At 38.9% G+C, this 24,293-nt stretch carries 18 protein-coding genes; 2 read left to right on the forward strand and 16 right to left on the reverse strand.

Annotated elements, in window-relative coordinates:
- Window position 1: 1 nt before the first annotated feature.
- The 6 genes from KJS44_RS11400 to KJS44_RS11425 all read right to left on the reverse strand — a co-directional run bounded on the left by KJS44_RS11400 (window position 2) and on the right by KJS44_RS11425 (window position 6,753).
- Window positions 2–175, reverse strand: coding sequence for a DUF6903 family protein (locus tag KJS44_RS11400; protein ID WP_008687178.1), 174 nt, complete (start codon window positions 173–175; stop codon window positions 2–4).
- Entirely contained in the window at window positions 162–2,342 is a 2,181-nt protein-coding gene (gene gnpA / locus KJS44_RS11405; protein ID WP_008687177.1) for a 1,3-beta-galactosyl-N-acetylhexosamine phosphorylase, read from the reverse strand. Before gnpA (KJS44_RS11405) ends, KJS44_RS11400 begins: the two co-directional genes overlap by 14 nt.
- Before the next feature lie 9 nt (window positions 2,343–2,351).
- Window positions 2,352–3,218 carry a carbohydrate ABC transporter permease gene (locus tag KJS44_RS11410; RefSeq protein WP_008687174.1) on the reverse strand — a complete coding sequence of 289 codons (867 nt, stop codon included), beginning with the start codon at window positions 3,216–3,218 and terminating at the stop codon, window positions 2,352–2,354.
- 12 nt (window positions 3,219–3,230) lie between these two features.
- Window positions 3,231–4,112 (reverse strand): carbohydrate ABC transporter permease, encoded by an 882-nt coding sequence (locus KJS44_RS11415; RefSeq protein WP_008687172.1) that lies wholly within the window; start codon window positions 4,110–4,112, stop codon window positions 3,231–3,233.
- A 73-nt stretch (window positions 4,113–4,185) separates the two neighbouring features.
- Window positions 4,186–5,520 carry a carbohydrate ABC transporter substrate-binding protein gene (locus KJS44_RS11420; protein WP_008687170.1) on the reverse strand — a complete coding sequence of 445 codons (1,335 nt, stop codon included), beginning with the start codon at window positions 5,518–5,520 and terminating at the stop codon, window positions 4,186–4,188.
- Window positions 5,521–5,661: 141 nt separating this feature from the next.
- Window positions 5,662–6,753 (reverse strand): radical SAM/SPASM domain-containing protein, encoded by a 1,092-nt coding sequence (locus tag KJS44_RS11425; RefSeq protein ID WP_008687167.1) that lies wholly within the window; start codon window positions 6,751–6,753, stop codon window positions 5,662–5,664.
- A gap of 240 nt (window positions 6,754–6,993) precedes the next feature.
- Between KJS44_RS11425 and KJS44_RS11430 the strand changes: the two genes are divergently transcribed.
- Window positions 6,994–8,445: an arylsulfatase gene (locus tag KJS44_RS11430; protein ID WP_008687165.1), complete on the forward strand. Its 1,452-nt coding sequence runs from the start codon at window positions 6,994–6,996 to the stop codon at window positions 8,443–8,445.
- A 42-nt stretch (window positions 8,446–8,487) separates the two neighbouring features.
- On the opposite strand, the gene gnpA (KJS44_RS11435) is transcribed toward KJS44_RS11430, so the two are convergent.
- The gene (gene gnpA, locus KJS44_RS11435; RefSeq protein ID WP_008687164.1) at window positions 8,488–10,650 is read right to left on the reverse strand and encodes a 1,3-beta-galactosyl-N-acetylhexosamine phosphorylase; all 2,163 of its coding nucleotides are present in this window, start codon (window positions 10,648–10,650) and stop codon (window positions 8,488–8,490) included.
- Between the two features lie 237 nt (window positions 10,651–10,887).
- Between gnpA (KJS44_RS11435) and KJS44_RS11440 the strand changes: the two genes are divergently transcribed.
- Window positions 10,888–11,736 carry an AraC family transcriptional regulator gene (locus KJS44_RS11440; RefSeq protein ID WP_008687162.1) on the forward strand — a complete coding sequence of 283 codons (849 nt, stop codon included), beginning with the start codon at window positions 10,888–10,890 and terminating at the stop codon, window positions 11,734–11,736.
- Between the two features lie 35 nt (window positions 11,737–11,771).
- Here KJS44_RS11440 and KJS44_RS11445 read toward each other — a convergent pair whose 3' ends face one another.
- The 9 genes from KJS44_RS11445 to KJS44_RS11485 form a co-directional block, all read right to left on the reverse strand.
- Window positions 11,772–12,923 carry a D-alanine--D-alanine ligase family protein gene (locus tag KJS44_RS11445; RefSeq protein ID WP_026006742.1) on the reverse strand — a complete coding sequence of 384 codons (1,152 nt, stop codon included), beginning with the start codon at window positions 12,921–12,923 and terminating at the stop codon, window positions 11,772–11,774.
- Window positions 12,924–12,992: 69 nt separating this feature from the next.
- Window positions 12,993–14,564 (reverse strand): Mur ligase family protein, encoded by a 1,572-nt coding sequence (locus KJS44_RS11450; protein WP_008687158.1) that lies wholly within the window; start codon window positions 14,562–14,564, stop codon window positions 12,993–12,995.
- Window positions 14,561–15,274, reverse strand: coding sequence for an alpha/beta fold hydrolase (locus tag KJS44_RS11455; protein WP_008687156.1), 714 nt, complete (start codon window positions 15,272–15,274; stop codon window positions 14,561–14,563). Before KJS44_RS11455 ends, KJS44_RS11450 begins: the two co-directional genes overlap by 4 nt.
- A 126-nt stretch (window positions 15,275–15,400) precedes the next feature.
- Window positions 15,401–16,768 carry a sensor histidine kinase gene (locus tag KJS44_RS11460; RefSeq protein WP_213540110.1) on the reverse strand — a complete coding sequence of 456 codons (1,368 nt, stop codon included), beginning with the start codon at window positions 16,766–16,768 and terminating at the stop codon, window positions 15,401–15,403.
- Window positions 16,768–17,427, reverse strand: coding sequence for a response regulator transcription factor (locus tag KJS44_RS11465; protein WP_213540111.1), 660 nt, complete (start codon window positions 17,425–17,427; stop codon window positions 16,768–16,770). Before KJS44_RS11465 ends, KJS44_RS11460 begins: the two co-directional genes overlap by 1 nt.
- A gap of 266 nt (window positions 17,428–17,693) precedes the next feature.
- Entirely contained in the window at window positions 17,694–21,002 is a 3,309-nt protein-coding gene (locus KJS44_RS11470; protein ID WP_008687148.1) for a prealbumin-like fold domain-containing protein, read from the reverse strand.
- The gene (locus tag KJS44_RS11475) at window positions 20,996–21,880 is read right to left on the reverse strand and encodes a class C sortase (RefSeq protein WP_008687147.1); all 885 of its coding nucleotides are present in this window, start codon (window positions 21,878–21,880) and stop codon (window positions 20,996–20,998) included. The genes KJS44_RS11470 and KJS44_RS11475 overlap by 7 nt, the downstream gene beginning before the upstream one ends.
- Window positions 21,861–22,697: a class C sortase gene (locus KJS44_RS11480; RefSeq protein ID WP_008687146.1), complete on the reverse strand. Its 837-nt coding sequence runs from the start codon at window positions 22,695–22,697 to the stop codon at window positions 21,861–21,863. Before KJS44_RS11480 ends, KJS44_RS11475 begins: the two co-directional genes overlap by 20 nt.
- Before the next feature lie 21 nt (window positions 22,698–22,718).
- Window positions 22,719–24,284 (reverse strand): SpaH/EbpB family LPXTG-anchored major pilin, encoded by a 1,566-nt coding sequence (locus tag KJS44_RS11485; protein WP_008687144.1) that lies wholly within the window; start codon window positions 24,282–24,284, stop codon window positions 22,719–22,721.
- Window positions 24,285–24,293: the final 9 nt, after the last annotated feature.

Consider the following 24,293-nt stretch of genomic DNA (forward strand, 5'->3'; position numbering starts at 1 on the left):
GTTATTTGTATTTTCTGTTGTATAAATACAGCAGAACGAGCAATCCCGCAAGGCCGATGAATTCCATGCCTAGATTTGCCACACTGACGGTTTTCTGTCCGACAATGATCAGTCCAAGAAACACGAAGAACAAGATTGCCATGATTATATTTTTCACTGCATTATTTTCCATCATTTATCACCATCCATCTTATTTCACCAGGGGCGAGTGTTACTGCGACATGATTGCCTTCTCCATCATACACATTTGTTTTTTGTTCTTGATTGGTATTATTTAGAATTGCATACATGTTGTTATCCGGGTATGCATGAACTTCACAATAGAGGTTATCCGCATACCATTTTTTAAATTCTTCTTCTTTATGTGCCGCATAATAGAGAGAACGCAGCAGTACGCGTGTATTCTGCGTGCTGTATGGAAGACCGGCAATATAAACGCCTCTTCCTTTTCCATAAGTATGTGCACCTAAGTGTACTTCGCCGTTGCTGTAGGAAATAATCTCGGTATTTTCATTCAGCGCATAAATGTTTCTCATACCTTCACCAAAGTCCAATTCTTCCACTACATCTTCCGTAATGAAGTGACTTGCTAATGGGGTGTGGAAATATTTATCCGTGTGTAGTGTGAAACCTAATTCTTTATCGACACCTAAAGCATCCGCCAGCTGGAAGAATCTTCCGCCGTTTTCAACTGCTGCTGGTTCACCAATACCGACAAATCCACCGCCATTATAGATCCATTCACGCATCATGGAGATTAATTTTTCATTCTTCCAAACATCTCCGCCGGAGAATGCGGTGTGGGCATCCCCTGCATTGATGATAACATCAATATCTTCTGGGATACCATGTTCCAACACCTCATCGAAGCTGAGGAAGACAACATCTACGCTGGCACCACTAAGCGATTCCAGCATACCATTGTATGAGTAAATTTGTTTGCAATACAAGCCATGGGCAACCATATATGCATGCCAGCTGCGTAAAGCACCCCAGCTGTTTAAGATTGCTACCTTTAATCCGCAATATGGTGTTTGACCATGTACACGATCATAGATTTCACGGAATTCATCACAAACTTTTTCAATATAGTCTACAAACTTTGGAAATTTGTAAGCTAAGCTAGGATATCCGCCATAGCCGATACGATCAATTGGTTTACGCATAATCGCACGACGTGCACTTAACCAGTTATCAATTGCCTCAATCGTCGGATCATTTCCTTCATAGAAGGTATCCGGGAAGAAATATGGAAGGAATCGTCCTTCATGGTATTTCACTCCGGGAATATCGGAAATCAAGCGCAAGGTAGCACCTCCGCCAACACTTCCGACAACAGCATCTAAGCCGATTTCCGGAAAGTATTTGCCATAAGGCTCCGTACCAATCCAGTTATCTCCCAAAAACATCATAGCTTCTTTGCCAGCATCATGAACCAACTGTACCAATTCTTTTGCCGTTTCCGCAACAAAGCGCTGTTGGAAATCAATGTATTCCAAATATTCTTTGGTTGGTACACAGAAAGTTGAGTTGTAGTATCCATTATCTACAAATACTTCTGGGCGTAAGCGATAGCCATAGGCTTTCTCGAAGGCTAAAATTGCCTCAGTAGAAACACTAGCGCCATATCCACACCAATCCACAAATTTTTCTTTTGCCAGCTTATTGAAGATTAACGTAAAGTGATAGAAGAACGTTGTAAATCGTACGACATCACAGCGTTTATTCTCTTCATCAGCCAACCAGTCTTTTAAATATTGTACGACATATGCGCGAGAGAAAGGTTTTCGTACATCAAAGGGAATTTCATGAGGTTTATCACCCCAGTCATTGGTGATGTGATTGTACATCTGTGTTGGATCCCATAAGATATAAGCCAGAAAAGAAACGGTATATTCATGGAACTTCTTAGCATGATGTATCGTAAGCGTATGGTCTTTTGTATTTATATCCCAATCCTTCACATCAACAACTTCTTGTGTTGTACGATCAATAACTTCCCACCATTCCTTTGGATCATGGTCATAATCCGGTGTTACCTGCTGATCAAAATATTCAGCCGCAAAGGCAATCGTAATTTCTTCTTTATCGGCTAGTGTATAAGGACTCATCAGATAAATCTGCTGACATTCCTCCATATGCTGCTGAGCAAATTCATTATGTCCTCTGGCAACAAAATAAGTCGTATAAATTTTGGCATCTAACGATTTGATTCCTTCATCCAGCTTAGTGCCGTCACTGTCACGAATGGCATCGGCACCCCAGCGTTTCAGCAGGTCTTTACTTTCTTCAAGGAAATTAGATTCTCCAGGTAATGTCACTCTTCCAGTCGTTTTTCCCATAATCGTCTCCTAATCTTTCAAACCGCCAAGGCTCATGCCCTCGGTCAGTTTCTTCTGTACTAAGATGTACAAAATCAGTGTCGGAACCATGACGATTACCAAGCCGGCATACATAACACCAAAGTCTGCAGCCGCTCGCTGATCTGCCATCAAGAATTTCAAACCGACTCCCAAAGTTGAGTTGTCTTTTTCCATTAATGTAAAGGCCATGATATATTCATTCCAGAATGCTAAGAATTGGAATAAGATAACCGTAATGATACTAGGTCTGGCCATCGGTATCATAATCTTAGTCATTGTCTTAAAGTATCCGCAGCCATCAATCAAAGCCGCCTCTTCATAAGCTTTCGGCAAAGTTTGGAAGTAGCCGCTGAGCAAATAGATCGTAAATGGCAGCGACGTTGCCGCATATATCAGTGACAGCATGATTTTATTGTTTAAGAACACATCCTGTACCTGTAATGCAATTTCCCAATGGAACAGCATAACATAAATCGGTAATACAATATAGTTCGTATTAATGAAAAGTCCTGCCATAAATAATGCATTAAAGAATTTCTTTCCTTTGAAACGGAACCGTGCCAATACATAAGATGCAGGCAGTGCAACGATCAATAGGAAGAATATACTCATCGCCGTTACAATGACGGAATTCACCAGGTAGTCACCCATGCGTGCTTTTTGAAATGCAGTCGCAAAGTTTGACCATAGTACCTGTGTAGGTAAGCTCCAAGGACTGCGCTGAACTAAATCAGACTGACTCTTTACACTGGCCATGAAGACCCACACGATTGGTACGATAATAGTGATTGCTAACGCGATTAGAGCGACGTAAACAAACACTTTATATAGCGAAAATTTCTTTTTTTCTTTCATTTTGTTTACCTCCTAGAACTCTAATACGTCACGTTTTGTAATATTGTTCAAAATGCCCGATAAGGCAAATGAGAACAGGAAGATACATACACCAGCAGCCATACCATAGCTGTAGTTGCCGGCAAATGCTTTATTATACATATAGTTCAATGGTACTTCTGTGCCTAGGGAACCTTCCGTATTAATCTGGACAAACATGAAGCTTAAGTTGATCGTAGAAATAACGAAGAATGTAAGTGTTGTTCGTATATTATTCCAGATAAGCGGTAAGGTAATCATAAAGAACTGTTTGATCTTACCGGCACCTTCCAAAGAAGCTGCTTCATACAGGTTTTCCGGAATGGATGACATGCTCGCCATGTACATAACCATATAGTAACCAATTGCCTGCCAGATCAATGCTACGATAATAGAGTAATTTACAATATCCGGATCCCCCATCCAAGCTCTTGTCAAGCCACTCAAACCAATCATTTCCAAGAAGGAATTCAAGATACCATTGGATGGCTGATAAATAGCCGCGAAGATACCGGCAATAACAACGATACTTAAAATATTAGGAATATAGAAGATGACACGGAAGAAGTTCTTTCCTCTGAATTCCTCTCTTGTCAGCAGGGTTGCGAATAAGATAGCTAGTATTAAAGTAACGAGTGTTACAAGCGTAATAGTTAAAATAATATTCTGCATAGATTCGATAAATCTTTCATCAGAGAATAATACTTTAAAGTTGTCTAAAGCGACAAATGCACCGTCATGAATCAAATCTGTCTTATCAAAGAAGGATTCTTTAAAGACGGTAATCGTTGGTACAGCAATAAAGAGGATAGCCAATATTACTGCGGGCGCCAGACATCCGAAGATAAATGTACGCTGGGCCTTCTTTTTGTTCATATAGAAACCTCCAATCTTTTTAAAAAGCGATGAACTGGATGGCTCATCGCTTAATTATTACCAACTTTTTTACTTATTTAACTGGGTTAGCTTTCAGTTCTTTCCACAGTTTAATCAGTTCAGATTTCCAAGTGGCTACATCTTTCTTGCCAGTTGCGATGTCATCAATTGGTCCATATAAAGATGCGTTGAAGTCCAGTTTAGGAAGTGCTTTTTTGTCGTATGCTGCATAAGATGCACCAACGATAGTTTCCACGTTCTTTTCACTATAAGTAGCGAATGCTTTACCTAAGTCAGAGTTCTTGTCAATCTTGTCAGTGATACCCTTAACAGGAGCAACGATATCATGTTTCAACATAATTTCAGCGCCTTCTTCAGAGTAGATGAATTCCAAGAATTTCTTAGCATCAGCTGAATTTTTAGCCTGCTTAGGAATCCAAGCCTGTTCTGTAAAGGATGCAATTGCACGTTTACCATCTTTTTCGAATGCTGGCAGAGCCATAACGCCCCATTTGAATCCTTTTTCTGGAGTTGTTTTGCTCATTTCATTCTTTACCCAATAACCATTAGGCATGAACAATGCTTTACCATCAATAACAGCCTGCTGGTTGTTTGTAAAGCCATCTTTTGCGTTAGCGTTAGCTACCGTATCTTTAAACAGATAACCGTTTTCTTTAGCAACTAATTTACCAACTGTTTCAAGAATCTTTGTACCTTCTTTTGAAGTCCAAGTAGAATCATCATAAGATAATGCTTTATCTAGGATACCTAATTGTTTGTACATACCGATCAATGTGTTATCGAAGTAACCTTTTACTGGATATGTGAACAATGCTGGTCCCTTTTCTTTCTTCAGCTGATCACCTAAAGCAAACATTTCATCCCAAGTAGATGGTAATGCATATTTCTTACCTTCACCGATCAATTCAGCATTGTAGAAGAATGCACCTGGAGTATACATGATTGGTGCTAAATAGTTCTTTCCATCACCTAAATATTTAGATACGGAACTATCAGCAAATGCTTGATCAACATCTTTTGCGTTTGCGAATACATCAGAGATATCCATAACTTCGCCGCTGTTCAGCTGGCTTTCTGTGAATCCTGATTTCTGTCCTACGTTGTAGTAAACCAAATCAGAGTAAGTACCTGTAGCGTTTTCTTTATTCAAAACTGCTGGTAAGTCTTTTTCAAAGCGCATCTGAACGTCTACTTCTGGGTATTTCTTTTCAAATGCTGCTTCCAGATCCTTCCATACTTCCTCTCCGTTACCACCAGAGAATGAGTCAAATTTCAGAACTCTTTTTTCTCCGCCGGATTTGTCAGCGTCATCTTTCTTGCTGCCGCATCCTGTAACAACGCTTGCAACCATCAGGCCGGCACAAGCTAATGCTACCATTTTCTTCATAAAACTGTTCCTCCTTCATTTGGATTTGTTTTCCATACCTAAATATTACATAATGAAAGCGTTTTATACAATCCCTATATTGTTCTGTTTTTTATATTTATTGCTTTTTTGATAATAGAAACAATATTTCTTCCCTTTCATTCACTTACATTCTATTTCATATGAAATATCAGCTAAGACAATTGGTAATACATGTACTAAAAATTCCCGATACCCACAATATCCAATCGTTTCCTCTAAATAAATATCGCGTTTGCGCTTGCATCCTCCACGACAAAAATTAAGATAGGAGCACGTTTGACATTGTTTAGGAAGTTCTTGTTTTAAGAATTGCTCTGCCCTCTCACATTGTCTTGCTGACGTCAGGGAGTGAGTAGCAAGCGTTCCGCAGGCAAATTGTGGCAATGCATAAAAATCACATGGATAGATGGTACCATCTGTTTCTATGACATACTGAAATGCACAGCGTCCCAGCCGCCCACAAGTTAAGGGTAAAGAATCCATGCACATGAGATACAGATCATCAAATAAGCCGATATGTAAGGGATGCCCCTTTGAAATGCCTTGATGCCATAAGTGAAACATCTCGATGTAAAAGCGAGCAAATCCCTGTGCCGATAAATAACGATGTTTATTTGTCAAATCCGGTAAACAGGGAATCAATTGCACATATTCCATCTTATGCTGGATAAAAAAATGATACAGGGCCTTAACATGCGCCACACTTTCCTCATGCACCACACTTAAGATATTCACTTTCACACCATGCCTTTGTAATAATTCATACGCACGCAGTACACGCCAATACGTCTTTTCCCCTTGCGCATCTTTTCGCATATGCTCATGCAATGATTCATAGCCATCAAGTGATATTCCTGTTAAAACATCATGCTGTTTTAAGAAAAGGGCCCAGGCTTCATCCAGCAACAAGCCATTTGTCTGCAGGCTGTAACGTATTTGCTGTTTATGTTGTTTTTCATTCACCCGTTTGATAAAAGAGATAAAAAAAGGCAATCCAGCTAAGGTAGGTTCTCCACCTTGAAACGCAAAATGAATACTTCCCTCATCATCTACACATGCAAAAGCGCGTGCAATGACCAGTTCCATCACCTCATATGTCATAACACCTGCAAAATCTTTGCGATGATTTGCGACATCATGGTAAAAACAGTATCCACAAGCCATATTGCAGGCCGCACCTGCCGGTTTGATTAATACACTAAGCTGTTTCATATAGAACCTTCCTTCCCTGATCTTTTCTTTTTCATGCGTATTATTTTATTACATCATTTGGTAGAATGAAATATATTTATTATATAAGATGGTCTTTTTTATGAGTATCTTGACATCTTTTTCGGCATCATTTTACAAACCGTCTGTTTTTTCTTATAATGAAGATGTTGTAGCTTACGCAAAGCAAAGTATCTGTTTATAGCGTAGCGTATCTCCATATAAAAAGTAAAGGAGTTTTCTATGAAAAAAGCAAATGTCCTCTTATTGATGTGTGATCAGTTCCGCGGCGACTGCCTATCCATTGCACATCATCCGGATGTAAAAACACCTTATTTAGATTCTTTAGCAAATGATGGTGTCTTATTTGAACAGGCCTATTCTGCTTGCCCCAGCTGTATTCCCGCTCGCGCTGCTTTGTTAACAGGGCGAAGTCAAAGAGCACACCGGCGTGTCGGCTATGAGGATAATATTCCTTGGGAATATGAGCATTATTTGGCAGAAGAGTTTAGCAATGCCGGCTATCAAACGCAATGTATCGGCAAAATGCATGTTCATCCGCCGCGGTTATTATGTGGCTTTCAAGGATTGAAGCTGCATGATGGGTATTTGGGATGTTATCGAGGCAATGATATACCACATTGGATGCATCAAGAGGTCTGTGATGATTATCTGTTTGACTTACAAAACAGTTTAGATCGTCATGCGGATGTCAATGCCAGCGGTGCTGAGTGTAATTCCTGGGTCACTCATCCATGGATCTATGAAGAACGATTGCATCCTACCAATTGGTGTGCTGATAACAGTATTCGTTTTTTAAAGACAAGAGATCGCAGTAAGCCGTTTTTTCTCATGAGTAGTTTTGTTCGTCCGCATCAGCCATTAGATCCTCCTCCTGCTTACTATGCGATGTATAAGGATAAGCAACTGCGCGAACCTGCACAAGGTGATTGGGATAATGAAGCGATGACAAAGCAATATGGCTTTACAAGTGATTCCATCTATGGTTGTAATGATGCAGCTATGCGTCATGATGCTATGGCTGGATATTATGCTTCCATCACGCATGTAGATCATCAGATTGGACGTATTCTCAGTGCCCTTCGTGAAGAAGGAATGTATGAGGATACCATCATCCTCTTTGTCAGTGATCATGGTGAAATGCTGTTTGATCATAGCCTATGGCGTAAGGTTTTCCCTTATGAAGGCAGTACCCATATTCCCTTCCTTATGCATATCGGTAAAAACATTGCGGATCTTCTTCCTAAACGCATACAGGGTATCTGTGAATTACGCGACATCATGCCAACTCTGTTAGCTTTGTGTGACTTGCCGATTCCTGAAACGGTGGATGGTCTTTCCTTGTATGATACGATTTTGCATGATACAGAAATCAAACGCTCTTATTTGCATGGCGAACACAGTTTTCATTCGGGATTCAGTAACCACTATATCGTAACGCCAACAGACAAATATATCTGGTATAGTGAAACTGGCAGGGAACAATATTTCCATCTCGCCAATGACCCAAATGAAACACACGATGCTCTTCATGATGTACAATACCAGCAACGCATTGAGCAACTGCGTAAATATTTAATCGCTGAATTAAAAGATCGAGAAGAAGGATATAGCGATGGTTCTCGTCTATTTTCCGGTAAATGTGCCAAAACCATCTTACAACAAAAGTATTAAAAAATGAGGGAGTGACTTATCTTCACTCCCTCTTTTTTATCATCATTTTATCGAAAACCAACGAATTTCCGTGGCCGCTAGGGTAAGAGCATAACTTTCCCTATCTGTATATACCGTAGTCGTCTGTTCTTCATATGTGTTATTCACGACACAATAGCTTTGGGTATTTGGATATACATTGACCTCCACATTAGGATTTTCACTGTACCATGTCTTGATTTCATCCTCTTTGCCAGCCGCATAAAATAAACAGCGATATAACAATCGAGCATTTTCAAAGCTGAATGGCAATCCGCGCAAATAAACACTGCGTCCCTTTCCATACGTATTGGCCGCAAACATGATATTATGACGGTCATCTTTTAAAACCGTGGTTCCATTTAATGCATATATATTTTTTACTTCTTCACCAAAATCGATCGTCTCAGCAAAGTTCTCCGTTAAGAAATGCTCTTTCTCTTCCCAGTTGTATTTATCCGTAGACAAAGAGAATCCTAATTCTTTATCGACGCCTAAGACATCATAGAGTTGGAAGAAATGACCATTGCGCTGATAAGCTGTTGGCTCTCCAACACCGATAAAGCCGCCACCGTTGTATACAAAGCGACGCATTGCTTCGATGATACGTGGGTCAGCCCAATACTCGCCACCACTATAGGCAGTATAAGCGTCTCCGGCATTGATAATAACACCGGCATCATCTAAAACATGCGGATCCTCTAGAATATCATCAAAGCTGATGAATGAAACATCAAATGGCATACCGCTTAAAGCCTCTAATACACCGGAATAAGAATAAATCTCTTTATACCATAATGCATGCGCCACCATATGGGTACCCCAGCTGCGCACCTTTCCCCATGCATTTAATATCGTCACTTTAAATGGCATACAATAAGGCTTTGCCCCATGTACATGATCATATAACTCACGGAATTCATCACAAACATGTGTGATATACTCCACAAAATCAGGGAACTGCAAAGCCAGTTTCAAATAACCGCCATAACCAATACGATCCAATGGAGAACGTAAAATAGCACGTCTTGCGGTTACCCAATTGACCTTAGCTTCCTGAATAGGATCGCCGCCTTCACAGAAGACATCCGGGAAGAAATATGGTAAAAATCTTCCTTCGGTATACTTCACACCAGGAATATCCGAAATCAAACGTAAGGTCGTACCATTGCCAACAGAACCAACAACAGCATCAATTCCTAAGTCCTTGAAATATGGTCCAAATGGTTCTGTACCAATCCAATGATCGCCCAAAAACATCATGGCCTCTTTTCCTTCTTCATGCGTAATATCGACAAATTGTTTTACCAGTTCGGCAACCTCACGCATCTGGAAGTTCATAAAGTCTTTATATTCTTTCGTAGGTACGCAGAAGGTTGAATTATGGTAGCCTTGCGAAATGATATATTCCGGACGGAATTTGTATCCGACTTCCTTTTCAAATTGTTCCAAAATATATGGGGATACACTGGCACTATAACCAAACCAATCCACAAATTTCTCTTTTGCTTCTTCATTAAACATCAGGGTAAACTGATGGAAAAACGTTGTATAACGAATCACATCGACTTCCGGATGTTCCTTACACCATGAACGTAATTTTGCTAAGACATACGCTTGCGTTTTCGGCTGACGAACATCATAGGTCATCTGATGCTCCTCATCTTTCCAATCATTGGTTATCGCATTATACATATGTACTGGATCCCATATTACAAAAGCCAGAAAGCTTACGGTATAAGCATGAAAAGGAATTGCCTCTTGAATGACGACCTCACCACATTCTTCCTCATACAGCCATTGTCCATAAGGAATGATGTCACCACTTGTACGATCAATTACTTCCCACCAGCGACTGATGTCATCAATCGTATTAACTTTTAATTGTTTTTCGTAATAATGTTTCATTAATGGAATGCGTAGAGTTGAAGTGGATGCTGTCATGAAATCACTCATCAGATACATCTGCTGGATTTCTTCCGGATGTGCTGTGGCCCATGCATTATCTTTGCGGGTCGTATAATAAGTCGCATACTGTTTCACATCCAAGTCACTCAATTCCTTTGGCATGTTGGTACCATCGCAATCGCGAATGGCGTCTGCGCCCCATAAATCAATGATGCGCAGGGTGTCTTCAATTACATCTACATCGGTCGGCACGGTTACACGGCCTTTGTTCGTTTTCATAAACGTCCTCCTTGTGTTATCTGACAACATTGTATGTATTCCCTATAGTCTTGTCAAATGACCTAATCCTTCATTTTCTCCATTTTTGTAACAAGATTTCTAAAAAAAGAATCGATTTATCGAGCTTTTTCCTCTTCATTTTGATTTTTTTAGATATATTGGCAAGTTTGTTTTTTTAACAATATCTTGTCAACTATGATTTTTTTCTATATAATGGTAAAAAAGGGAGGACAGATCATGAGTATTCAGCGTTATCAGATGGAAGATGTGCCTCGTTTAGATAAAATGTCTTATCGTCTTTTGTATATTTCTACATCACGCTATGAAGGGGACTGGCACAGTACGCCACATGCGCATCATTGCACCGAACTATTTTATGTAATCCGCGGCAAAGGAAGCTTTCTTGTCAATGATAATGTGTTCGATGTATGTGAAGATGACATGATCATTGTCAACCCAAACGTCGTACATACTGAGATGAGTCGTGGTGATTCCCCATTAGAATACATCGTATTGGGAATTGAAGGATTGCAGTTCACCAGCTTTTCTGAACAAGAAGATGAAGAGGAAGAAGAAAAAGATTATAGTGTACATAACTATTATGAATTTAAGCATGAAATCCTGTTTTATTTGAAGACCTTATTACAAGAGATGGAAGAAAAAGACAACAACTTTGAAGTTGTCTGTCAAAACTTATTAGAAGTACTAATTATTAATATGGTTCGTCGTACGAAAGCAAATTTGTTGATTGCGCCTGCAAAAAAAGTGGCCAAAGAATGCCGCTTTGTGGAACAATACATCAACAATCATTTCCGTGAAGAAATATCCCTCGAATTACTAAGTGAAAAAGCCTTTATGAACAAGTTTTATCTCGTACATGCTTTTAAACAATACAAAGGAATCTCTCCCATCAACTATTTGATACAATTGCGAATCAAAGAGGCGAAAGAGCTTTTATCGACAACCAATTATTCCATTTCCCAAATTTCCGAATCAAGCGGGTTTTCTTCCCAATCCTATTTCTCACAAGTATTTAAGAAAGAAACCGGCATGACGCCGAATGAATATCGAAAAACCGTTCACTAACCTATGTACAGATGGTAAAACACCATCTGTTTTTTTTACAATTGTTTACTGCCCCCTTTTGCCTGCAATTGTAATACATTTGTATCAAAGCTCACAATGCGCTTTTCTTCTCTACGCCAACGTTTCATGCCTAACTGGATCAGTTCCTCTAACAGTTTTGTAAAAGTCAGACCACTGGCTTCCCATAAATAATACGCTAAAGAACCCGGAATAGAATTAATCTCATTGACATAAATATCTTTCGTATCCGCATTCATCAAAAAGTCAATACGGACAACCCCTTCCGCCTGCAGCGCTTGAAAGCTTGCCAATGCATAGGACGTGATTTCTTGCGCTTCTTCTTTTTCTAAGGAAGCCGGTACGCGACGATTGGTACCAGCCATTCCTTTACTTTTCGCATGTCCTTCATATTTGTCCTGAAAGGATAAAATTGTATCCTGTTTTACAACTTCTTCTAGGACACTGCATTTGGCATCTTCCATATCCCCTAACACAGATGCGTTTATTTCTCTTAATGGGGTGATCACCTTTTCAATGACGATCTTATCATCATATTGAAATCCCTCTTCCATCGCTTTCTTTAATTCCTGCGCATTTTGTACTACCGCAATCCCAATACTACTGCCAAGATTGCTTGGTTTTATGATCATCGGATAGCCAAGGCGCTGTGCTTTCGCAAAGAATGCTTCCTCTAATGGCTCTTGTTTCCACCAATAAAACCATGGTACTAAAGGTAACCCTTGATCTTGCAGGATCATTTTCATAGCTACTTTATCTTGTCCTAAAGCACCGGATAATACACCACACTGCGCAAACGGTACATGCAAGGTCTTTAAAAAGCCTTGAAAGCTTCCATCCTCTCCGTTTGTCCCATGTAAAATCGGCAGTACAAAGTCAATTACGCGAGATGTTTTCCAAAAGTGATGTTTTTTCCATTGCATCAACACCCGTTGATGTTCACGTACAAGCTGAACTTCATAATTTTCCTGCGTAACCTTTGTTAAATCTTGAAATACCTCCGTTTTTTGAAATGAGGCATCACTATACATTCTTCCATCCTTGGCAATATATAAAGGTACGATTTCATAAGCATCTGGAAAAGCCGCAATTGCCTGCATTGCTGAAAGGATACTGATCTCATGCTCAACGGAAACACCGCCAAAAGCTATGGCAACACTTAATTTCATAACATCCATCCCTTTCCTATTCGCATATTTCAGTCTATGCAATAGCAGGATAGGCGTTACGCAATCCGCTTAGTGGTTAAAAGCGTCCGGCAAATCATTTTCTAATAAAACATAGGCGTCCTTTTCTTTAATCTGTTGTAAACAGGCAAAGGCTTCTTGAATATTCGTTACGACATGCAATCTTTCTATCGGAAACTTCTTAGCGATTAAGCCTTTTTTTATTTTTTCGGTCTGTGTTGGGCCTACCAATATAACATCATCTACACATGCAGCCATATAAGCTCCCAGCAGTTCATTTTCTTTATCCTGTGCATACCCCAAGTCAATCAGACCGGGGGTAATGATGATACGCTGTTGGGGCATTTCTCTTAACACATCCAACGCATAACGAGCCCCCTTGGGATTGGCATTATATGCATCATCAAGCAGTGTATAATCCGCCATCTGTTTCTTTTCTAAACGATGGGTTACATAAGGCAGCTGTTCACATTGCTTACCCAAAGCATCCCAGGACATTCCTAATTGATGTGCTACCGCAACCCCACAAGTGATATTCATCAGATTATGTTCCCCTAACAAACGGGTATGAAAAACATGAGCAACGGCCTTATGCGTAATGGTAAAACGGCTGCCTTCTTCATCATAAGAAACATTTCCATACCGATAATCTGCTAACATATCCTTACCAAACCAGATGACACGGCAATGAACACGTAATGGATAAGAACGTATCCATTCATTATCCGCATTTAAAAATCCTATTCCCTGTCTGCCTAATTGCTCAATCATCTGCATTTTTTCATGCAAAATGTTTTCCATACTATGAAACGTAGCCAAATGCTGTTGGCCAACGGCTGTTACAATACCATATTGGGGTCTGACAAACTTCATCAGCTCTTCAATCTCATGAACATGATCGGCTCCCATTTCGCATAGAAACAGCTCATGCAGTGGCTGTAGATATTCCAAGATGGTCTTTGTAATTCCCATGCGATTATTATAGGACTGTGGAGTCGCCAAGGCATACCAATCTTCTTTCATCAGCTGGTACAATACATTTTTCACACTTGTTTTCCCATAACTTCCTGTAATACCTATGATACAAAGATTTTCATGATCCCGCAGTTTTTTCGCTGCTTTCTGCATATAAGACTGTTGGATAAAGCGCTCGATAGGTAACATGATACATGCCGATACAAGAATAAGCACCCATGGCAAAAAGTAGAGGTATGGCGTAAAGAAAATCTGCCAAAAGATATTGCCATACTGTTGCAATACCCATAAAATCACAAACATCAGGAAAAGTTGCATCCCATATAACCGTTTTGCTCTTGGCGTAAATACCAACGGCTTGCGATATTCACTTTGTTCTTCTTTGCGCCACATCAAGTAACCATATATCAATAGCAACATGCTTAATAACAGCTGGGGAAATTGATCGTTTGAAACAAAAAATAAACCATATATCAAAAAAAGCAACAATACTGTCTTCACCAAATGTTTGCGCAGCACATATAACTGTTGTTTCAGCCATGGCAGATAGCGATCATTGCGATAGCGATTTTGCTGGAACATATGCAGACTTTTTTTCAAGGGCACAAGCACAAAAAACAGATAACTACATAGCATGAAGGTTTTCATGAGATGCCCTCCAGAAAAGCATCCACAATAGCCTTAAAGCGAAGACTTTGATGAAAGTATGCAAAGTGATCATCTTTGGCTAATGTCACAAGGGTCGCATGCGGCATCAATGTTTCCATCATTTTTCCCATCCATAAAGGCGTTTGTTCATCTTGTTCCCCCCATACTAAAAGCGTTTCAACTTTTATCTTCGCTAATTCCGGTGTAATATCATCATTCACACTTTTTACCAGCACACTGCGCATGATATCACTAGCCTGTTGATAATCAACACTGCCCATTTGTATCTGACGATGCCATTTTTTCATGAACTTATAACTATACACACGGATATAATAAGAAATCCCATGTTTTTTACGTATGCCGGCAGCTCCGGTTAAGATCATTGCCTGAAGCGGATATTGCAATGCATAATGAAATGCGATGCGGGCGCCAAAGGAATGGGCAATAATGATCGGTTGATTTATTTCATAGTAATCACATAGCTCATGCATGGCACTCGCATATTCCTTGAGGTCCCAAGCATGATCGGGTTCTTCACTTTCACCAAACCCCGGTAAGTCTAAATTGACAACTTTATAGTGCTCACATAAATGATCTTGGAGAAATTTCATCATATAGGCATTTTGGCCCCATCCATGTAAGAGGAGAATGCCCTGCCCTTCTCCTTTTACGGTGACATTTAACTTACAATTATGAATCCTGCACATACACATCCTCCATTCGTTTCAGTATATGAAAAAAGGAACATGTTTAGACAATATTTTCTTATCCATACGAAAAAAACTCTATGAACATATCGTGTTCACAGAGTTTATTTTCACACAAACAAATAATTATCGTCCTTTTTTAGTTTCTGTTTTGGGTTTATTAATACGGAAAATAACACCATCGGCTGTATTTTCTCCACATACCTCATAATGATTCGCGTTAACGACTTTGGATACGATACTTAATCCTAAGCCAAACTTACCGCCTTGCCCTTTTTCATATGGTTTAAAGAGTACTTTGATACGATCTTCATCCATACATGGACCATCATTGGCAATCGTCAAACCTTCTTCTTCACTCAAGTGAATGTCGATGGTCGTTTTCGCATAACGCAATGCATTTTCTAAAATATTTTCCACGGCAACGCGCCAAGGTTCGGCCAATCCATCAAACCACACTTCTTCCAAATCTGTCTGAATGGTGATTTCCGGCTTTATGAATTTGGTATTTTGCACAACTGTTTCCACGATTTCCTGCATATTGCTGGAAATACCTTCACAATCCTGTGAAATCAGATATTCAACACGATTCATGAACAACAAGGAATGTACTTTTGCCTCTAAACGATCCGCATTTTCAATGATAACATCAACACTTTTCTCCAAGGTATCGTATGGATAAATACCATCCTTGATACTTTCTCCATAAGATTTAATCGTCGCAATCGGTGTCTTTAAGTCATGTGATATATTGTGAATCATTTCTTCCTTCGTCTTTTCCTGACGCAATAACTCATCTCGCATGCTGACCAGAGCATCCGCCAATTCCCCGATTTCATCCTTGCGATTTACATGCAGCTCGGCATCTTTTCCCAGTTTCACACGTTCAATATAATTACGTATCTGATTCAATGGATGAATGAGCGTAATGACCCACATCATTAATACGATAAAGAAGAAACCAACGACGATTACCGTGATATAGACAACACTGTTTACTAAAACATTTTCCAGCTTATCCATATTATCGCTATAGGTTTTAGAAATCAAATACTGTTTATCTGTGATGCGCAAAATACTGTAATAAGAATCCAGATCATTGCTGGCATTCTTAAAGATTCCATGATATTTTTCCAAATTTCCTCGCATGACCTTAAGCAAATCATTGCGAATCTGTTCCCATTCCCGACTGTTTGTATCAATATTTTTTTCTGCCGGGGCAATCAAGATAGGAGTATCGCCATTTTTGATCATGACCGGATAATTTTCAATATTACTGGCATTGCTGTACGCATCCAGCGTTGCATTTGCACTGATCAAAGCACTTTGTGTATCATCTAGCGATTTAAATATCTGTTCTTTAATTGCGTTATTAACACTGCCATTGACATATACAAAGAAGAAGACCGCAAAAAAAGTAACGAAAAAGAAAATCAGCGCAAACAGCTGTTGTGTTAAAGACAGCTGTTTAATGAATTCATTAAAGCGTTTCATTAGCCTAAACGATAACCATAGCCATAAATCGTATGAATGTTCAGATTCGGCAGTTTCTTACGCAAGCGACGCAGCGTATCATCAACGACACGATCACTTCCATAATAGTTTTCTTCCCATACATTCGTTAAGATGGCTTCACGGTTAAATGCCATACCTTTATTTTTAATAAACATCATTAACAAATCAAATTCCTTAGTGGTTAAATCAATTTCTTTTCCACCGTCAAAAACCTTGCGTTGTTCTTCATCAAGTTCATACCCATCTACCATGATGCGGTTATTATCATTACAATAGACGCGCTTCATCACATTGTTCACACGTAAAACCAATTCCTTTGGTGAAAAAGGTTTTGTGATATAATCATCACTTCCTTTTTCCAATCCAATGATACGGTCAAATTCTTTATCACGTGCTGACATAAAAATAACCGGGATATCTTTTCCCTGTAAACGGATTTCTTCAATTAAGTCAAACCCGCTCTTATCATCCAGCATGATATCCAAGATCCATAAGTGTACATCATCGTCACCGACATGGGCACTGGCCTCTTCATACGTATAATAGGAACGAACCTCATAGCCTTCTTTTTTTAAATATTGATTCACTAGGTCGTTGATTGCTTTTTCATCTTCGACCACACAAATTACTTTTTTCATAAGACTTCACCTCTTTCCTTTATTTTAGACCAAATTATGTGAAAAAAAAAGGGATTTTGAAATGTCCCTTAAGTTTCACATAAAATAACATCAGTTTTTATGGTTTTTCCTATAAATCAAATAGCCAAAAGCATAAAACATAAAAAAAGTCTTTTTTTTATCCTATTTTCCCTATTTATAGAAAAACTTCAAAATACCACATCACCCCAAGGTGAATGCCCCTTTCATTCACCAAATATAGATGATGTGTTTTGTTTTTTCTATACTTACAGATGCTTTCTTTCCCTTTGCCATTGTCTCCACCCAAATCCTAGTAGCATTAACATACCGCCCCAAAGAAGATAATGGTTTTTTCCTGTAAATCCGGTATCTGGTATGGTCTGCTGTTGATAATTGGGCAAATGATAAGATGCTGTGGAAGATTCTTTCTTAAAGGCTGGAGTACCCGTAACATTCCCCACGATTCCCGTTACTTTAAATTCTTTTTCTTGTGTATCATAGCATAACTTCCACGATCCATCCGGCAATAAGTATCCACTCGGTGCTTTGTATTCCATCAACCGATATTCTTTATCTATGGAGAGTTCCGAAAATGTCACATTTCCATCGCCTGCTGAAATCACACGTTTCTTAGCCTTCCAGCAAGCAGATGAGGAAATCAAATTACCATTGTTGTCGACCTTTAATTGCTCATTTGTATGATCATGAGAAGTACTTGTACAGTTCAATTCATAAATGCCAAAACTTGCATTTGCTAAGGGGACATCATTCATTGTCGTTTTGGTAAAGGTAAAATCAGCTGTCTTCTTTATCGTATTCATAAATATCACATGATTTTCGCCCTTTTCAATTACACCATTGATTTTATTATCATAATATATTGTTTCATCATTCACTTTTATGGATACGTTATAGTTATTACTTTGTTCTGAATCTAGTGTTTCCTGAATAAAATATTTCTCATTAACATCAATCGAAGGAAAGACCAGTTTTTCTTTATGCTTTAATTCGGCATTTAAAATACCATAAGAAGTGGTGATATCTTTTTGCTTAGAACCATCGGCATTATATATTGTAGCGCTATATTTCTTTGAAACGGCATCTTGGAACATGACTGTAAACTTAAACGTTTCATTTTGATTATCACCGATTACCTGTTTTTCAATTTCTAAAGATGTCGCTTTTTGATCCATTACTTGTATAACGGTTTGTTCCATAAAAAGACCTGCTACATTTTTACCATTCAAGTTAAATTTGTACATAGTATCTGTGCCGCTATAACGTTGTTCTACCTGAAGTTTTCCCCAACCGCTATCCGTTTGTAAAAAGGATGGACCACTCTCTACATCATAAATCCCATCAGTATTGCTAGCGTGATATTTCAAATTCGTGGTTTGCGGTTGTTTTATATACGTACCCGTAAATGTATCTGCGGTTGATAATTGCATTTTCATATCTTGAAGTGTCGTATCGATATCATCTGCTTGCGCATAAAGTAGAAAGCTTGCGATGACATTTTTTATATGCTTTTTCACAAGAATTCCATCATCTTGTTTTTTTGCATTCGCAAACACGCCTTGATCCGTTACCTTGATTTCAACGATTTCTTCATTCAAATCATAGCCTAGCGGAGCTTTCGTCTCCATTAAATAATATGTTCTTCCACTTAACAAAGGCTGATTTTGCGCTCCAAAGCAGGCCTGCCCCTTCGCATCTGTTGTTTGCTGCTCATAAGGGATATCCTTAACAATTGTGATCGTACCATTTTCATTCTTAATATTGTCTTGGTCATAAAGCGTGAATTGGGCATCGGCTAATGCTTTGCCATCCACATTAACTTTTTCAACACTGAATTGGTTTCTTTTGTTTGTTAAGACAATAGTAGAGGAATAGTGTACCTCATCTGGCAATTTGGAAAAGCCATTCAAACAATTGCCCGCACGATCACAAAGTCGTATGTAAGTATCATATCGTGGAAGAGGTGGTGGTGTTGGCATGACTTCCCATACCATATTCGTGCTGGTGTAATTGTATGGCAAATCCATGATTGCCTCATACGTATTATCTGCTCCTAAGGATAATACTATTGGATTAGCCTGATATGCCTCTGCGTACTTACCTTCGCCCTGTGTACTGGTACTTTTCCATGTTTTTGATGTTGTTTGATAGAGCAACCTTCCTGTATCCGTATCTTCAATAAAAGCAGCCACATTCGGGTATTGCGCCTTGTTATTATCAATTTCGCTGTTCTTGTTAAAACGGATCTTTTGTTTCACTTGTGTGATAGCACCACTTTCCCATTGGTTCTTCACAATAAAATATGGATGATCTGTATCACCGATAAGTGCTAGATGTACATCCGCTGCTTTTTGATAACCAGCAGGAGCCTGTTCTTCTTTTAATACATAATACTTACTTTTGGCACGTAAAGCGGCTAAGGTTAGATCGGTATTCACGTTAGGATCTACGCTAATGTTACCTTTTGTATCGGTGATGCCTGTAAATACAGGTGTATCCTGCTGAATCGCATAGGAACTATCTGCGACATACAATGAATAGGTCGCATTTGCTATTGGTTTCCCTGTATCATCAATCTTTTTTAAATCCCATGTTTCATAAGGCTTTATCCAATTTACATTTAGATTTAGCGATACAAAATCCGTAACCGTAATCGTTCCTTCGGTCTGATTATTTCCACCAGGCGAAAAAGCAAGTGGTGCATATCGGTATAAATTTTCGCCCTTCAAATTCTTATACTGTTTATTTTCTAAATCTATGCGCTTAGTCTCTAAATAAAAACTCTGTCCACCATATACCGTTCCGGTTCCACCCGTCTGTGTTTGCCCTGTTGTTGTGTTATGAAGTGTTACCCCATCTTCTAATGGAATATATACAGCAACTTTGCTTACCGCTTGCAGCGTAATCGTATTGGTTCGTTGTATTTTGCTGTTTGGATCATAGGTAGCTTGCAAGGTATCCGTGTTAAACTGCAAGATACTTGGTGATGGATAGCTAGTAATTAGATTGTATACGCCTCTTAATCCAATACCATGCTGATCCCACCAATCAAATCCATGTCCCCCATACAAATCACCACTATAAGCATAGGATGCCAAAATATGGGTGTAAAGATAAGCAATATCTTCCGTTTCCGTAAGGAATACGGATTGTCCCGCACCCCCATAGGCATAATATAAAACTTTTAAGAGATTATCATTATTCACTACCGTCGTCTCATAATTACCATTAGGAGGTGTATTTTTACTTGCCTCCAGACAATATGCAAGTTTCCCGTCAATGGTTCCCATGACCGTACTCCAATTGCCTAACCAGGAAGGATAATAAATCTCTCGAATACGTACAAAGGAGGAAACACCTCGTGGTTCAGCAACAGCCACGTTTTTATCTGTATCATTTTCTCCATCCTTTTGCTTTACTATCGCATGTTTCTGTCCATCTGTTGCCATGTTCTTAGTGGTTGGTTCTTCACTTTTCGCAAAAGCGATATGATCCATAGTAGAAAAAGAAAAAAGCAATAACATAGCAAAAAGTATTCGTTTCCATTTTCTTACCATCTCTTACCTCCTCTACTCTCCTTCGTTCTATGCTTTTTTATTGAAATACATCCTTTTCGTTTAGCACATAACAATAAGAAGATTACAAAACTACCTAGCATACTCATCGTATGAAAAATCTGTTCTTTTTGAATCCATTCTTGACTTGTTTCATATACCTCACTACGTTGTTTAATAGTTCCTTTATGCTCCCCTTTTCTTTCACAGTACACGACATAACGCTGGGTATTGTTCGGATAAGGATGACAGGTGATAAGCGTCACCATATCGCTAGAATCTACAATCTTTACCGCATCAATATCTTTGGGTAAGATGACAACAATTTTCCTTACCGTATACGTTAATGTACGCCAAGGATTGGTGATATGAATTTCATCATTGATCTTTAATTTTTCTATATCGCGAAACATAGATGCTCCAGCATATCCACCCCGATGTGCAGCAATAACGCTATTTGTATTTTCGCCACCTATCGGCATACTCGTTTGCGACAGGATTGCAGCGCCTTTGGCGAGATGCTCTTTGCTGGCACCGATGTACAAAGGCAGCTTAATCTTCATGCGTGGTATTTCAAGATAGCCAAATACATTCATAGGAAGGCTTGCCATCTCTTTCGAAAAGATGTTTTCCTCATAACTCCAAGCATCCTTCAGTCCAATCTGTTTTTCTTCATAAATTTGCTTATTATAACGTTCTACTTTCAAATACATATTTTTCGTAATAAGCTTTTTATTCGCTTCAAAGCTATCCAGACATTGTCTAGTTTCCATGCGAAAAGATAGATGTTTCATATCAGGATATAACAACAAAGCAAAGCCGCCGATACATAGCAAGATGGCTAAAAAAGCTATTAAATAGCTAATGTTTCTTTTTTTCATATGCCCGATATCCTTTTTTTAATGCGAAGAAAGCAATACCACCGACAAATACGATCACATATTCCAATTTCCAATTATTTTCTATCCTAATTTCCTTTTCTTGCTCATTTTTATACGCAATACGCCTTCCCCTTACCAATAAGCGATGTGTATTTACGCCATAGGGCGTACAAGTCATTAATGTGATCAGATCTTTTTTACTCTCAAAATGAATGTACTTCATATCCTCAGGTTTGATTATTTGAATATCATCAACTTCATATGCATGCACCTGATTCAGTACATGGATATAAAACAGATCATGTTTTTTCAATTCATCCAAGCGTGAGAATAATTCGGCACTAGGTAAGCCTCGATGAGCGCATATCATCGCATGGTTCCCTTTTCCTCCAATCGGAAGAGATGTCATTTCCAGATGGCCGCCTCCCTTACGCAATACCTTTTCTGCCGTTCCATGATAAATCGGCATATGAACATTCAATTTTGGTATACGAAGATAACACATGACACCATCTTCGCTAAGCCGCAAAACATCTTCATAATTGTTCGGTAAGACAAAACCGCTCCCTAAAACAAAGGGATCATGTACGGGTTGTCCTATTAAATTCTCATTATATATCTTAGCTTTTTTCCACTCTTTTTCTATTTCCTCTTTACTTGCAGTATTCATTTTCGCATCATAGGTCTGTATAACATTCCATTGCTTTTTTTCTGCGATGTAATTGCTAATAGCGGGATATAGAAAAATGGCAGCACCTGTAATAAACAATATTACAGGTGCCAGGAAATAAACACGGTTCCATCTTTTTCTCTTCATTCAGATAAAACCTTAAAAAGCTTAATGAAGGTTACTTTCTTTTTTTCGCATCGTGATCACAAGCGTAGCAGCCCCAATCATTAATCCCAATCCTAAGATGGTAAACAACATGGTGCCCATACCACCTGTCACTGGCAAATCAAAGCCTTTTCCATTTATGACCGTAAATTCTAAAATAATATCATTGATTTTCACTTCTTCACCTAATTGGATAGAACCGGTCTTAGTAACACCAGAACCAGCATCCAACATACCGTTTGGTTCACTGTCAATCAACGTAAGGGTGATTTCACCATTAGGAAGCACATAGCCGCCAGTTGGTGCCTTTGTTTCTTTTAAGATAAATTCACCAGTTGCGATTCCTTTCACCTGCAGCGTACCGTCAACTCCAGTTGTTAATACAGTTGTTTTTCCTGTTTCAGAAGCTTCTGCTAAACGGTATTCACCATCTGCCATTTTGATAAAGGCTAATGCCTCGCTTCCATTCTTTTTCTTTACTTCAAATTCTGCACCTTGCAGATTCGCATTATTTTCTCCGACCTTATGTAAGATAAATCCATAAGAGCGTGCTACGACCTGAGTACTGCCTCCATAATTGAAAGGACCATTCACAAAGGCGGTATTAATCAACGCATATTCAACATTCTTATTCACTGTTCCCGTATATCTCAAATATACCATTTCTCCACCATGTGCAGCTACGAAAGCATCATTAAAACGTACTGAGAAAGTTGCATCTGCAGTTGGCGTTTCATATTTTGTAAACCCTGTTGTAAGCTGCGTTGTGCAAGCTTCATCTGCATATACTTTTACATCCTTGTTATATGTCAAACCTTCTGGAAATTTATCGCCAACATTGACATATCTGTTTTCAACATCTGGTGCATAAGCAGGGATCGTGGCACTGATCGTATACGTAAGCTTCTGCCCCACTTCCACTGTCTCATCATCAACTGTTTTAGCAATCGTACCATCTGAAGACTTTAAAGATACGGTAGTGTTTTTCAGATTCCAAACTCCATTGTCAAACGTTGGGGTTAAAATCGCTGTAGTTGGCTTATAAATACGAGAAGAATATTTTCCCGGTGCGGATGGCTCTGGTGTAGCTAACACAAGATATCCCCCCATGTTAGAATTCGGAAATGCTACACTACCATCTGATTTTTGCGATGCGGTTACCCCTAAATCTAAAGTACCATTTCTAATATCTTTTGCCATGGTCTGCCAGAATTCATCCTGTTTTGCAGTATCCATAGAACCGTTAAATTCATCCGTTACAGCATTATGGATATCACCAGTTTTCGCTATGTAATTTGTACCATGGGCATTATCATATGCTTTTACCCATTCCATAACATCCGGATGCCATAAATACATAGGATTCTTTGGTGTATTGGTTGTACTATCTACATCCACACCGATAACCTTATATAATTCAACATTCGTATCACCTTTTATACCTGAAACAGTAATCATAGCAGTTGAAGATGGCGTAATAGCAGCTTTTACATTACCGTAGCCAATTGGCACAATCATGAGTAACATAACAAATATTGCCATCATTTTTGTAAATTTCGTTTTCATCATTCCTTACCT

This window comes from Longicatena caecimuris, assembly GCF_018406465.1.
GTDB classification, from domain to species: domain Bacteria; phylum Bacillota_I; class Bacilli_A; order Erysipelotrichales; family Erysipelotrichaceae; genus Longicatena; species Longicatena caecimuris.

Bases quoted from the DNA above. Each gene is read 5' to 3' on its own strand.
- KJS44_RS11400 (WP_008687178.1), bottom strand. From the start codon at position 175: ATGATGGAAAATAATGCAGTGAAAAATATAATCATGGCAATCTTGTTC.
- gnpA (WP_008687177.1), bottom strand. From the start codon at position 2,342: ATGGGAAAAACGACTGGAAGAGTGACATTACCTGGAGAATCTAATTTC.
- KJS44_RS11410 (WP_008687174.1), bottom strand. From the start codon at position 3,218: ATGAAAGAAAAAAAGAAATTTTCGCTATATAAAGTGTTTGTTTACGTC.
- KJS44_RS11415 (WP_008687172.1), bottom strand. From the start codon at position 4,112: ATGAACAAAAAGAAGGCCCAGCGTACATTTATCTTCGGATGTCTGGCG.
- KJS44_RS11420 (WP_008687170.1), bottom strand. From the start codon at position 5,520: ATGAAGAAAATGGTAGCATTAGCTTGTGCCGGCCTGATGGTTGCAAGC.
- KJS44_RS11425 (WP_008687167.1), bottom strand. From the start codon at position 6,753: ATGAAACAGCTTAGTGTATTAATCAAACCGGCAGGTGCGGCCTGCAAT.
- KJS44_RS11430 (WP_008687165.1), top strand. From the start codon at position 6,994: ATGAAAAAAGCAAATGTCCTCTTATTGATGTGTGATCAGTTCCGCGGC.
- gnpA (WP_008687164.1), bottom strand. From the start codon at position 10,650: ATGAAAACGAACAAAGGCCGTGTAACCGTGCCGACCGATGTAGATGTA.
- KJS44_RS11440 (WP_008687162.1), top strand. From the start codon at position 10,888: ATGAGTATTCAGCGTTATCAGATGGAAGATGTGCCTCGTTTAGATAAA.
- KJS44_RS11445 (WP_026006742.1), bottom strand. From the start codon at position 12,923: ATGAAATTAAGTGTTGCCATAGCTTTTGGCGGTGTTTCCGTTGAGCAT.
- KJS44_RS11450 (WP_008687158.1), bottom strand. From the start codon at position 14,564: ATGAAAACCTTCATGCTATGTAGTTATCTGTTTTTTGTGCTTGTGCCC.
- KJS44_RS11455 (WP_008687156.1), bottom strand. From the start codon at position 15,274: ATGTGCAGGATTCATAATTGTAAGTTAAATGTCACCGTAAAAGGAGAA.
- KJS44_RS11460 (WP_213540110.1), bottom strand. From the start codon at position 16,768: ATGAAACGCTTTAATGAATTCATTAAACAGCTGTCTTTAACACAACAG.
- KJS44_RS11465 (WP_213540111.1), bottom strand. From the start codon at position 17,427: ATGAAAAAAGTAATTTGTGTGGTCGAAGATGAAAAAGCAATCAACGAC.
- KJS44_RS11470 (WP_008687148.1), bottom strand. From the start codon at position 21,002: ATGGTAAGAAAATGGAAACGAATACTTTTTGCTATGTTATTGCTTTTT.
- KJS44_RS11475 (WP_008687147.1), bottom strand. From the start codon at position 21,880: ATGAAAAAAAGAAACATTAGCTATTTAATAGCTTTTTTAGCCATCTTG.
- KJS44_RS11480 (WP_008687146.1), bottom strand. From the start codon at position 22,697: ATGAAGAGAAAAAGATGGAACCGTGTTTATTTCCTGGCACCTGTAATA.
- KJS44_RS11485 (WP_008687144.1), bottom strand. From the start codon at position 24,284: ATGATGAAAACGAAATTTACAAAAATGATGGCAATATTTGTTATGTTA.